Origin of the sequence: Trinickia sp. Y13 (assembly GCF_029522115.1) — a bacterium.
Taxonomy (GTDB): domain Bacteria; phylum Pseudomonadota; class Gammaproteobacteria; order Burkholderiales; family Burkholderiaceae; genus Trinickia.
The window spans coordinates 67,229-78,688 of sequence record NZ_JAKWFK010000004.1 but is presented as its reverse complement, the minus strand read 5'-3'; the positions used below and the strand labels follow the sequence as shown (position 1 = coordinate 78,688).

Annotated in this window: 10 protein-coding genes; 7 read left to right on the top strand and 3 right to left on the bottom strand. The window is 61.8% G+C overall.

All coding sequences use genetic code 11. From position 1 onward, the window contains the following. Nucleotides 1-282: 282 nt before the first annotated feature. Both MMB74_RS08930 and MMB74_RS08925 read left to right on the top strand, forming a co-directional pair. Nucleotides 283-1,956: an electron transfer flavoprotein-ubiquinone oxidoreductase gene (locus tag MMB74_RS08930; RefSeq protein ID WP_277428267.1), complete on the top strand. Its 1,674-nt coding sequence runs from the start codon at nucleotides 283-285 to the stop codon at nucleotides 1,954-1,956. 253 nt (nucleotides 1,957-2,209) lie between these two features. Beyond that, the gene (locus MMB74_RS08925) at nucleotides 2,210-2,578 is read left to right on the top strand and encodes a helix-turn-helix domain-containing protein (RefSeq protein ID WP_277428266.1); all 369 of its coding nucleotides are present in this window, start codon (nucleotides 2,210-2,212) and stop codon (nucleotides 2,576-2,578) included. A gap of 24 nt (nucleotides 2,579-2,602) precedes the next feature. On the opposite strand, the gene MMB74_RS08920 is transcribed toward MMB74_RS08925, so the two are convergent. Genes MMB74_RS08920 through MMB74_RS08910 form a run of 3 tightly spaced genes read right to left on the bottom strand, consistent with a single transcriptional unit; the run spans nucleotide 2,603 to nucleotide 5,378 of the window. Further along, nucleotides 2,603-3,343 carry an ABC transporter permease gene (locus MMB74_RS08920; protein ID WP_277428265.1) on the bottom strand — a complete coding sequence of 247 codons (741 nt, stop codon included), beginning with the start codon at nucleotides 3,341-3,343 and terminating at the stop codon, nucleotides 2,603-2,605. Further along, nucleotides 3,340-4,293: an ABC transporter ATP-binding protein gene (locus MMB74_RS08915; RefSeq protein WP_277428264.1), complete on the bottom strand. Its 954-nt coding sequence runs from the start codon at nucleotides 4,291-4,293 to the stop codon at nucleotides 3,340-3,342. Before MMB74_RS08915 ends, MMB74_RS08920 begins: the two co-directional genes overlap by 4 nt. 23 nt (nucleotides 4,294-4,316) lie before the next feature. Further along, on the bottom strand, nucleotides 4,317-5,378 hold the full coding sequence (locus tag MMB74_RS08910; protein WP_277428263.1) for an FAD:protein FMN transferase: 1,062 nt from the start codon (nucleotides 5,376-5,378) through the stop codon (nucleotides 4,317-4,319). A gap of 485 nt (nucleotides 5,379-5,863) precedes the next feature. Here MMB74_RS08910 and nosZ point away from each other — a divergent pair, with 485 nt between their 5' ends. From nosZ to MMB74_RS08885, 5 genes are all read left to right on the top strand, one after another. Further along, a complete protein-coding gene (nosZ, locus tag MMB74_RS08905; protein ID WP_277428262.1) occupies nucleotides 5,864-7,831 on the top strand; it encodes a TAT-dependent nitrous-oxide reductase in 1,968 nt (655 codons plus the stop codon). Between the two features lie 121 nt (nucleotides 7,832-7,952). Next, a complete protein-coding gene (locus MMB74_RS08900) occupies nucleotides 7,953-9,203 on the top strand; it encodes a nitrous oxide reductase family maturation protein NosD (RefSeq protein WP_277428261.1) in 1,251 nt (416 codons plus the stop codon). Continuing rightward, nucleotides 9,200-10,108, top strand: coding sequence for an ABC transporter ATP-binding protein (locus tag MMB74_RS08895; protein ID WP_277428260.1), 909 nt, complete (start codon nucleotides 9,200-9,202; stop codon nucleotides 10,106-10,108). The genes MMB74_RS08900 and MMB74_RS08895 overlap by 4 nt, the downstream gene beginning before the upstream one ends. Beyond that, nucleotides 10,105-10,938 carry an ABC transporter permease gene (locus MMB74_RS08890; protein ID WP_277428259.1) on the top strand — a complete coding sequence of 278 codons (834 nt, stop codon included), beginning with the start codon at nucleotides 10,105-10,107 and terminating at the stop codon, nucleotides 10,936-10,938. The genes MMB74_RS08895 and MMB74_RS08890 overlap by 4 nt, the downstream gene beginning before the upstream one ends. Before the next feature lie 41 nt (nucleotides 10,939-10,979). Continuing rightward, complete coding sequence (locus MMB74_RS08885) at nucleotides 10,980-11,450, top strand: nitrous oxide reductase accessory protein NosL (RefSeq protein ID WP_346780676.1); 471 nt, start codon at nucleotides 10,980-10,982, stop codon at nucleotides 11,448-11,450. The last annotated feature ends 10 nt before the right edge of the window (nucleotides 11,451-11,460 follow it).

Below are 11,460 nucleotides of genomic sequence, written 5' to 3'. Positions count from 1 at the left end.
GGTAGCCGGGCGTGATAGTGTAGCGCGCCAATAAGAAGGGAAATGAGCGGCCCGAGGTGCTGAGCCCGGGCTCCATGTCCATTTGGGCCGTACATCGCTCGATTCCGAATACGAAACGCTTCGTTGTGTGCAGCATAAGGGCCGTTTATGTCGGAGGGAATCCCTATAAGGCGAATTACGATGCGTTCTGCCGATGCGCCGCGGCGTTGCACACTCGACGATAGGCCCACAAAAACGGCGAGCCGATCGAGACGGCTCGCGCAGCCCGGATACGTGACCCACATGAATACGCAGAACCTCCTCGAGCAATATGGCCCCCGCGAGTCGATGGAATACGACGTCGTGATCATCGGTGGCGGTCCCGCGGGTCTGTCCGCCGCTATTCGGCTCAAGCAGCTCGCCCAGGACAAGGGCGTCGAGTTGGGCGTATGCGTGCTCGAGAAGGGTTCGGAGGTGGGCGCGCACATCCTGTCGGGCGCCGTGATGGACCCGCGCGCCATTAGCGAGCTGATTCCCGACTGGAAGGAAAAAGGCGCGCCCTTGAACGTGGAGGTGACCGAAGACCGGTTCCTCTTCCTCACCGAGAAAGGCGCGGTCAGGACGCCGAACTGGGCGCTGCCCGAGAACTTCAAGAACCACGGCAACTATGTGATCAGCCTGGCCAACGTCACGCGTTGGCTCGGCCAGCAAGCCGAAGCACTGGGCGTGGAGATCTTCCCGGGCTTTGCCGCGGCCGACGTGCTTTACCGCGAGGACGGCTCGGTCAAGGGCGTCGCCACGGGCAACATGGGTATCGGCAAAGACGGCGAGCCCACCGAGAACTTTCAGCTCGGCATGGAGCTGCACGCGAAGTACACGCTCTTTTGCGAAGGGGCGCGCGGGCATCTGGGCCGCCGGCTGAACGAGAAGTTCAAGCTCGATGAAGGCGCCGATCCGCAGGTCTACGGCATCGGCATCAAAGAACTGTGGGAAATCGATCCGGCCCAGCATCAGTCGGGGCTCGTGATCCACACGGCCGGCTGGCCGCTCGATTCGCAGACCTACGGCGGCTCGTTTCTCTATCACATCGACAACAACCAGGTGATGGTCGGGTTCGTGGTGGGGCTCGGCTATTCGAATCCGTATTTGTCGCCGTTCGAGGAATTCCAGCGCTACAAGACGCACCCGGAAATCCGCAAGATGCTCGAAGGCGGCAAACGCATTTCGTACGGCGCCCGCGCGATCACGGCCGGGGGCCTGACTTCGCTGCCCAAGCTCGTGTTCCCTGGCGGGGCGCTCGTAGGCGACGATGCGGGCTTCTTGAACGCATCGCGCATCAAGGGCAGCCACGCGGCCATCAAGAGCGGCATGCTCGCGGCGCAGGCCGCATTCGATGCGGTGCAAGCAGGCCGCCAAGGCGACGAACTCGCCGCCTATCCGGAGTCGTTCAAGCAATCGTGGCTGCACACGGAGTTGTACCGCGCGCGCAACTTCAAGCAGTGGATGAGCAAGGGATTGTATTTGGGCACGCTCATGGTGGGCATCGAACAAAAGCTGCTAGGCGGCAACGTGCCGTGGACGCTGCATCACCAGCACCGCGACCACGAAATGCTCAAGCCGGCCTCACAATGCACGCCCATCGCTTATCCAAAGCCCGACGGCAAGCTCACGTTCGACCGGCTCTCTTCGGTGTTTCTCTCGAACGCGAATCACGAGGAGAACCAGCCGGCCCATTTGACGCTGAGAGATGCGTCGGTGCCCGTCAACGTCAATCTACGCACTTACGCAGGCCCTGAAGGGCGCTATTGCCCGGCGGCCGTGTATGAATTCGTCAAGAGCGACGACGGCAGCGATTGCCTCGTCATCAATGCGCAGAACTGCGTGCATTGCAAGACATGCGATATCAAGGACCCGACGCAAAACATCGTCTGGGTCACGCCCGAAGGCGGCGGCGGGCCCAACTACGCCAATATGTAGGCGGCGACGGCTTTGGCGGACTCGCGGACGCCGTACCGCTTCACATCGCATCACTCGCGCTGCCGGCGCGGATGTCGGCGTCCTGCGTCGGAATTGTCCGATGCCGCCTTCCCGATTCCTACAGCAAGATAATCTGGGGCCGATAGCGCATCGCTCGGGTCGCGTCCATGATGGCATCGCATCGAAGATGAGATTCCGCCGAGCGGCTGGCGCTCAAAGCGGAACGTGACTTCGGTAAAACTAGGGGCCGATCATGGGGGCGTTTCAGAGACTCGGGTTGCAAGAGGGCGTCAAAGGCGTCAAGCGCGTCGCCTTGCATTGGCGGCGCATATTGAACATCGCCATCGCGCGCGGTAGCGGCGCTTCCATGATGCTCAGCTCGATGAGCGCCGAGCAACGTGTGGCGGCATTGCTTCTCGACCGTTCCGATCGATGGCAAGCGCGCGGATATAGTATTTCCGCTTTCGCGCTGACGGTGACGCGCGGCGAGATCGGCACTCACCTAGGCCTCAAAACTGAAACGGTCAACCGCGTGCTGCAGGGCATGCATAAGCGGGGGATTATCGAAGTCTACGCGAGCGAGATACACATCCTCGATTTGCCGAGCCTGATCTTGCTCTAGCGCGTCCAAAAGTGCAGCAAGCACTCAATCATTGCGCCGGCTGATCCCGCGCACCACGAGACCACTCGCCGCGGCGAGACAAGCGGTGAGCACTGCGATCGAGCTTGCCGGGGCGACCACGAATTGCGTCGTCAGCACGCCGCGCATCAAGTCGATCCCATACGCCGCGGGATCATAGGCGGCAGCGTATCGAATCCACGCCGGCGCGAGATCGAGCGGATAGAGCGCGCCCGATAGAAAAAACATCGGCAGCAGCAAAGCGTTCGACACGACCGGAAACACGATCACGGAACGGAACGGCAGTGCGAGCGCAAGTCCCAACGCGGAGAACGCGAGCGCCGCGAACGCCATAGCGGCAAGCAAAAGCGCTAGGCGCGGCGCCGTCAGGCCGATGCCGATCATCGGCGAGAAAGGCAACAGCAACAAGCTTTGCACCCATGCCACCACCGCACCCGCGCATATCTTGCCTGCGGCGATCTCGATGCGGCCGGCGGGGGACACGAGCAAAGCATTGAGTAATCCCGTTTGCCGATCATGCACGATGCCGATTGACGCCGAGGTCGCGGTAAACATCAGCGAAAGCCCGACGATGCCAGGGAAGATATACGCCTGATAGCCGGTTACCTCGGCATAGGTTCCGCTCCTGAGCGCGGCCCCAAGCACGAATAGGTAAAGCAGCGGCTGCGTGAGCCCGAACATGATCCGCAACGGGGAGGCCCAGAACCGTTTCAGATCGAAGCAGACGACAGCGAGCACGGTGCTCATTGCGTAGCCTCGGCCGCGATGCGAGCGAGCCGCGTCTCTTGGCGCGGCATTCCGGTCCAATGCGCTATGACGCCCATCAAATCCGGCGTGACGATATCGGCGCCAAGCACTTCAAACGGTATTCGCTGCAGTAGCGTCGGCAGCGAGGCTTGCGGGTCCGCGCATGAAACAACCGCGGCACCCGCTTCGGCCTTTGCCGCATAGCCGTGCGCCGCGAGCCAGCGGCACGCTAGGCCAACGTTGGTCACATGCAGCCTGATCGCGCTCGATACCGGCCCGCAAAGCGCGCGCCATGGGCCGTCCGCGCGCACCGCGCCCTGATCCAGCACGACCACGCGGTGAGCCTCGCGTGCCTCTTCGGCTTGATGGGTCGTATGCAGGACAGCGTGGCCATCGGCGACGAGCGTTCTGATTTCCGACCAGAACGCGTGACGGGCGCAGACGTCGAGCCCGAGCGCCGCCTCGTCGAGCAATAGAACCGGCGGCCGCGAGACGAGCGCGCGCGCGAGTTCGACCCGGCGGCGCTGTCCGCCGGACAAAGATTGGACGGGCTTGCCGGCGAGCGCATCGAGCGCCAGCACACCCAATAGTTCGTCTACCCGCCGCCGCGCCGCCCGGCCCCGCAACCCCTGCAGTTGCGCGATGAACAGCAAATTGTCCAGCGCGCTCAAACGCATTTCCAGGGCCGACTCTTGAAACACGACGCCGATGCGCGAACGCGCCTGTGCGGGGTGCGCGACCGCGTCGACGCCATCGATGTGGATTTGTCCGCGATGCGGCACGGCCAGTGTGGCGAGCAACGAGAGCAGCGTTGTTTTGCCTGCACCGTTGAGCCCGACGAGCGCGACCAACTCGGCGCGCCCGACCTTCAGCCCGACATTGCGTACGATGTCGCGCCCGTCACGGCGAAAGCTGACGTCGGAGATATCGATGACGGGGTGATATGCCATGACGGGGCCAAGTCTCCTGCCGCTCAATCGAGTTGCTCGGGGTGCAGCGATGCATTCGTGAAATGCACACGGGCGGCCATCGAACTCGAAACCCAAACGTGCCCACTCGTATCGACCAGCAATAATGCGTCGACGCCAACCTTGCGCGCTAGCGACATCGCCGTTGCCGGGCCCGCGACGAACGGCGCTTTGCTAGCGCCATCGGATAGCGCGCCCGCGTGCGGGCCGGGCTTGACGAGAACCGTGACCGATTCGCTTTGCGTAGCCGGAAAGCCGTTGCGAGGATCGATGATGTGGCTGTAACGGACGCCGTCATACTTGAAGAAACGCGCGTAGTCGCCGCTCGTGCCGATTGCCTCGCCGTCGCGCAACGCCAGCGTGGCAAGCGTCCCCGGCCCGCGGGGATCTTGGATGCCCACTTGCCACGGCGCGCCGCCTTTCGTCCCCAACGCGAGTAAGTTGCCGCCCACGTCGATCAACGCGTTTTGGACGCCGCGCTGCCTCAGGATTGCCGCGGCTTCATCCAGCGACCAGCCCTTCGCATATCCGCCCAAGTCGACCGCAACCGCACGGTTAGTGCTCGTCACGATGCCTGAAGGTGAAATGTCGAGTTGCGCGATGCGGGGACGGAGCGCCGCCTCGCGCTGCACGGCATCTTGCGATGGCGGCTTAACGCCGAACTGATCGGCCTGGAAACCCCACAGTCGAATGAGCCGGCCGAGACCGGGTTCGAACAAGCCTTGGCTGTCGATCGACAACTGTCGGGCTGCGCGCAAAATCGGCACGAGCTCCGGCGACGCTTGAAAAGGAACGCCCGCCGCAATGCTGCGATTGAGCTGCGTGACTTCCGATGGCTGCCAGGCATGCAGTTCGCGGTGCATCGCCTGGAAATGCGAGAAGACGGCATCCGCATCCTGCTGCGCCTCCCGAAGCGGCACGCCATACAACACCAACTGCACGCGCGTGCCGAACACGTACGTGCCTTGGACGTAAACCTCCGGCGTTCGCAGGGTCTGCCATAACCCGGCCCCGATGGCGATGACCAGCGCCACCGAGGCCAAGACGATCTTTCGGGAAATAGCCAATTTTCTAACGCTCTAAAAGCATTGATGTCGTGCGGTCGAATGACGCATATCCGCACGAGCGACTCGATGATTATTCTATTTTCGACTATCGAGTCGATTGATCCATATCAAATCGACCGGCGACGAGTGGCTCATACCCCTTGAAGCCGCGTCCCGCCTGCGTCCGAACGCCGCGTTCGCCCTAAAAACATGCATCCCAGGTATGCCTATTGAGATAGATCAACCTCTCGATTTGCACGGCCATCACACTACGAGCGAGCAAACATGTGTCGAATTCGAGGGGTAAATCGACGCGACGTTTTCATGCGACGACATAACGAAGAATTGAGTAGTGGGTTTGTGGGGCGATCGATCCTGGAAAGTGCTTGGGCTCGATCTTTTCGAAGTATGGCGGTTGTCTCGTAGCCTGGCTGCGCGCGTTCTCCCGACGGGGTGTGTTCGGCCGGTTGTGCGGCGTTGATGCGTTTTTGATCAGTGAGAATGTAATGACTTCTTCAAAAGAAAATTCTGAAGGGAAGGTGGTGCCACAGGACACGGGGCGTCGCAGGTTCCTCGCTTCCTCGGCGATTGCGGGTCTCGCTGGCGCAGGGCTCTCGCTCGGCTTGGCCGGCTGCAACAAGAACGGCAGCGGTGCGGCCGCTGCCGCCTCCGACGCAGCCAGCGCCGCGAGCGGAGCGAGCAGTTCGAGCGCCATCAACTGGGACAAGTACGAGGTGCATCCGGGCAAGCTCGACACCTACTACGTGTTCTCGAGCGGCGGCCATTCGGGCGATCTGCGCGTGCATGGGCTGCCCTCGGGCCGTGAGATCCGGCGCGTTCCCGTGTTCAACGTCGACTGCATGTCCGGCTGGGGCATCACGAACGAGTCGCGCAAGATCATCGGCACGCGACCCAACGGTCAGCTGAATTACATCAACGGCGATACGCACCACGTGCATCTGTCGTACACCGATGGCATCTACGACGGCAAGCACCTCTTCGTCAACGACAAGATCAACGCGCGTATCGCACGCGTGCGCTTGGACACGATGGAGTGCGACGCGATTACGTCGTTGCCGAACGTGCAGGGTTTTCACGGCATCTTCCCGGATAAGCGCGACCCGATCGACGAGAAGATCAACTATACGACGCGCGTGTTCTGTGGCGCGGAATTCCATATTCCCGTGCCGAACGACGGCCGCGATTTGGACGATCCGAAGAAGTACTTCTGTCTCTTCACCTGCGTCGACGCTCAGACGATGCAGCCGCGTTGGCAAGTGAAGATCGACGGCAACCTCGATCTGGTCGCCACCTCGTACGACGGCAAGCTGGCTTGCTCGAACCAGTACAACACGGAAGGTGGCGTCCATTACGAAGAGATGATGTCGGCCGAGCGCGACGCCTGCGTGTTCTTCAACGTGGCGCGCATCGAAGAAGCCGTCAAGAACGGAAAGTTCGTTCATCTTGGCAGCTCGAAGGTGCCTGTCGTCGACGGCACGCATGCATCAAACGCCGATCCGAAGACGGCGCTCACGTGCTACGTGCCTGTGCCGAAGAACCCGCACGGCGTGAATGTTTCGCCGGACGGCAAGTATTACGCCTGCTCCGGCAAGCTCTCGCCCACGGCCACGCTGATTTCGCACGAACTGGTGCTCAAGTGGTTCGACGGCGGCTTCAAGGATCCGCGCGATGCCGTCGTGGCCGAGCCCGAAATCGGCTTGGGGCCGCTGCATACCGGTTTTGACGGCAAGGGCTTCATCTACACGACGCTGTTCCTCGACAGCCAGATCGTGAAGTGGGACCAAGAGGCCGCGATCCGAGCGTACAAGGGCGACAAGAACGCGAAGGTGGTGGTCGACCGCATCGACGTTCACTACCAACCGGGGCACGGCTTCACCTCGATGGGCGAGACGAGGACGCCCGACGGTCAGTACTTCATCTCCGACAACAAGTTCTCGAAGGACCGGTACCTGCCCGTCGGACCGCTGCACCCCGATAGCTCGCAATTGATCGACATCAGCGGCGAGAAGATGCTGCTCGTGGGCGACCACCCGCTGTATCCGGAGCCGCACGACTCGATCGTCGTCCGGCGCGACATCATCAAGACGCGGCAGATCTACGACCTGAACGAATTCCCGCTCGCCACGAAGAGCCCGAAGGACAACCGGGTCGAACGCAACGGCAAGAAGGTCACGATTCATCTGACCTCGCAGGCGCCCACGTTCGGTTTGCGCGAATGGACGGTGAAGAAGGGCGACGAAGTCACGATCATTTTGACGAACCTCGATAAGGTCGAAGATTTGACACACGGCTTTGCGATCCCGTTCTACAACATCAGCTTCGTCGTGCACCCGCAACAGACGCAATCGGTCACGTTCATCGCGGACAAGCCGGGCGTGTTCTGGTGCTACTGCTTGAACTTCTGCCACGCATTGCACCTTGAAATGCGTTCGCGGATGTTGGTCCAAGCGTAAGTCTGACGGCTACTTACCTGCCTAGGTGCGAGGCGGATGAAGGGAGATGACGATGTTGGCAGTTCCTTTCCCCATCCGCCTCGCACGCCGATCAAGCCATTCTCATCGTTTGCGGTTCAGCATGTCGAAGTACCCTCTCGCTGCGATTCTCGTTGCCACGCTGTCGATGCACGCCGTCGCCGCGGCCACGCTTGCCGTTCACTCGGGCGAGCGCATTGGCGCAGCGATCGAGGCGGCGCAGCCGGGCGATACGGTCGCCGTCTATAGCGGGCACTACGACGAGAACCTGCGAATCGACAAAGCACTCACGCTCGTCGGCATCGGCAAGCCGATGATCGACGGGCGCAATCGCGGCGATGTCATTCGCGTCGCCGCGCAAGGCGTGCGCATCAGCGGCATCGCGGTCGTGAACAGCGGCGCCGACCTGACGGCGCAAAACGCCGGTATCTACGTGCAGCCAGGCTCGGACGGCGCACAGATCGACCATTGCGAACTCGTCTACGACCTGTTCGGCCTCTGGATCGAGAAATCGAACAACGTGCAAGTGTTCGACAACGTGATCGTCGGCAAGCGCGATTTCATCTCGCCCAATCGCGGCAACGGCATCGAGTTATACAACACGAAGGGCGCCCAGATCGTAGGCAACCAGATCAGCTATTCGCGCGACGGCATCTACGTAGACGTGTCGTACCACGCGCTCTTCAAAGGCAACACGATTCATAACGTGCGCTACGGGACGCACTACATGAACTCCTACTACAACGTGTGGGACGGCAACGAGGTCTTTCACAACCGTGGCGGCCTCGCGATCATGGAATCGCGCAATCAAATCGTGAAGAACAACCGGGTGTGGGGCAACAGCGATCACGGGATCATGCTGCGCACGCTTCAGGACTCGGTCATCGAGAACAACGTCGTTGCGGGCAACCAGCGCGGCTTCTTCGTGTACGACGCCGAATACAACACGATTCGCGGCAATCTCGTCGTCGGCAACAAGGTGGGCGTCCATCTTTGGGGAGGTTCCGTGGATAACACCGTGACCGGAAACGACTTCGTTCAGAACCGCGAGCAGATTCGCTATGTCGCCGCGAAAGACGTGGCATGGACCGGCAATTATTGGAGCAACTATTACGGCTGGGATAAGCGAGGCCGCGGCGTGGGCGACATTCCCTACACGGCCAGCGATCTCGTGGACCGTCTGACGTGGCGCGTTCCCGCGGTGAAGATCTTGATGAACAGTCCCGCGGTGCAGTCGCTGCGCCTCATTGCTCAACAATTTCCGCTCATGAGCGTGCCGAGCGTCGTCGACGCCGCGCCGCTCATGCGGCCCTCGCACGCCGCGTGGTCGAAGTGGACGGAGAAGCACCCATGATCGAATTGAAAGGCGTCGGCAAATCGTTTGGCTCGCTGCGCGCGGTCGACGGTATCGACCTGAACGTTCACCGCGGCGAGTTGTTCGGCCTGATCGGCCGTAACGGCGCGGGTAAGAGCACCTTGTTTCAACTCATGCTCGGCTTGCTCTCGGCCGACGCCGGGCTGGTGAGCATCAACGGCGAGCGCGCGGGCGGCCCCCGCTTTCGGGCCGTCAAGCGCCGGCTCGGTTACTTGCCCGAGAACGTCGTGCTTTACGACAACCTCACGGGAATCGAAACCCTGCGTTTCTTCGCACGCCTCAAAGGTGTGGACACGGCCGAATGCGCGCCGTTGCTCGAGCAGGTCGGATTGACTCACGCGGCCGCGCGCAAAGTACGCGAATACTCGAAAGGCATGAAACAGCGGCTCGGTTTCGCGCAAGCGCTGCTCGGCGACCCGCCGCTGCTGTTTCTCGACGAACCGACCAACGGCCTCGATCCGGAAGGCATCCGCGAGTTCTACCGGACGCTGCGCGCGCGCCAAGAAGGTGGGACGACAATCGTCATCACCTCGCACATCTTGGCCGAAATCCAACAGCGCGTCGATCGGCTCGCGATTCTGCACAGCGGGCGAATTCGCGCCGTGGGCAGCGTACAGACGCTGCGTGCGCAAACCGACTTGCCCTTGTGGTTCGAGGTGCTCGCGCATTCAGCCGATACGGACCCTATCGCAGCGGCGCTGCGCCGCGCGCCGTTCGACAAGGTGACGACGAGCGATCGCCGCGTTGCCTTTCAGTGCCCGCGTAACGCGAAGATGGCGGCGATCGCCGCGCTTGCTCCGCTGACCGACCGGATCGCGGATTTGCAAATTCAGGAGCCGTCGCTCGAAGACGTGTTTCTCGGTTGGATGGGAGCGAGCGCATGAATCCGTTGAGCTGTGTGCACATGGCGCAAATCCGAGCGATCGCGGGCAAGGAGTTTCGCGACCGCATCCGCAATCGCTGGGTCCTCGCCGTGTCGATCGTATTTGCCGCATTCGCGCTCGCGACGACGTATTTCGGCGCGGCGGCGCAAGGATCGGTCGGTTTCCAAGGCATCGAGCCGATGATCGCAAGCCTCGTGAGCTTGACCATCTATCTGCTGCCGTTGATCGCCTTGATTTTGGGCTTCGACGCACTGGTGGGCGAGCGCGAGCGAGGCACGCTCAATCTGTTGTTGGCCTATCCGATCAGCCGCGCGGAATTGCTGATCGGCAAGTATCTCGGCCTAGCCGGTGCGTTGACCTGCGCCACGCTGGCGGGGTTCGGTCTGGCCGGAGTGGCGATCGTCGCACGTGCGCCGTCTGCCGATTGGTACCAGTACGCAGGCTTCGTCGTCAGCGCGGTATTGCTGGGATGGGTGTTCTTGAGCCTTGCGGTATCGGCGTCGGCCTTTTGCGCAAGCCGCACCTCGGCTAGCGGCATCGCGATCGCCTTGTGGTTCTTCTTCGTGCTCGTCTACGACTTGTTGCTGCTCGGCGCGTTGGTCCTCACGGGCGGCGCCGTGCTCGGCCCGCTGTTTCCCTTGCTCTTGATGCTCAATCCCGCGGACATCTTCCGGATTTTGAACATTTTCGGGCCCGGGGATTTGCACACGATGTTCGGCCTCGTGAGCGTGTTTCCCGCCGCGCTCGCGCAGCCGCTCTTTCTCGGCCTGGTGATGCTCGCGTGGATCGCGGCGCCGCTCGGCCTCGCCGCTTGGAGATTCAATCGATGAACTGCCGCCGCCTAACGACCGCCGCCGCGGTGCTTGTGCTGATGCTCGCTGCCGGATGCGAGAGCCAATCGAGCGCGTTGCCGCCGCCGCACGAGATCGACGATACGACCGTCAGCGTGCTCGACGGCATGAGCTTGAAGGACTACCCGGGCCCGAAGGCCCAGATCGAATACGCCGACGGGCAGACCGACTTCTTTTGCGACACGTTGGGGCTCTTCTCCGTGTATTTGCGCCCGGAGCAAGACCGCAAAGTCAGCGCGATGTATGTGCAGGACATGGGGGCGGCGGATTGGCAGCACCCGGTGGGGCATTGGATCGACGCCAAGCGCGCGACGTATGTGGTGGGCGCCAAGAAGCTTGGCGCAATGGGACAAACGTTCGCGTCGTTCGCAAGCGAAGCGGACGCGCAGCGGTTTGCGAAATCCGAAGGCGGCAAGCTGTATCGATTCGATCAGATCACGATCGACATGGCGACCGTCGATGGCGGCGTGATCAAAGATCAAAACATGTAAGGGGATACAG

Excerpts from the sequence above, each read along its gene's own strand:
- MMB74_RS08930 (WP_277428267.1), top strand. The coding sequence starts at position 283 with ATGAATACGCAGAACCTCCTCGAGCAATATGGCCCCCGCGAGTCGATG.
- MMB74_RS08925 (WP_277428266.1), top strand. The coding sequence starts at position 2,210 with ATGGGGGCGTTTCAGAGACTCGGGTTGCAAGAGGGCGTCAAAGGCGTC.
- MMB74_RS08920 (WP_277428265.1), bottom strand. The coding sequence starts at position 3,343 with ATGAGCACCGTGCTCGCTGTCGTCTGCTTCGATCTGAAACGGTTCTGG.
- MMB74_RS08915 (WP_277428264.1), bottom strand. The coding sequence starts at position 4,293 with ATGGCATATCACCCCGTCATCGATATCTCCGACGTCAGCTTTCGCCGT.
- nosZ (WP_277428262.1), top strand. The coding sequence starts at position 5,864 with ATGACTTCTTCAAAAGAAAATTCTGAAGGGAAGGTGGTGCCACAGGAC.
- MMB74_RS08900 (WP_277428261.1), top strand. The coding sequence starts at position 7,953 with ATGTCGAAGTACCCTCTCGCTGCGATTCTCGTTGCCACGCTGTCGATG.
- MMB74_RS08895 (WP_277428260.1), top strand. The coding sequence starts at position 9,200 with ATGATCGAATTGAAAGGCGTCGGCAAATCGTTTGGCTCGCTGCGCGCG.
- MMB74_RS08890 (WP_277428259.1), top strand. The coding sequence starts at position 10,105 with ATGAATCCGTTGAGCTGTGTGCACATGGCGCAAATCCGAGCGATCGCG.
- MMB74_RS08885 (WP_346780676.1), top strand. The coding sequence starts at position 10,980 with ATGCTCGCTGCCGGATGCGAGAGCCAATCGAGCGCGTTGCCGCCGCCG.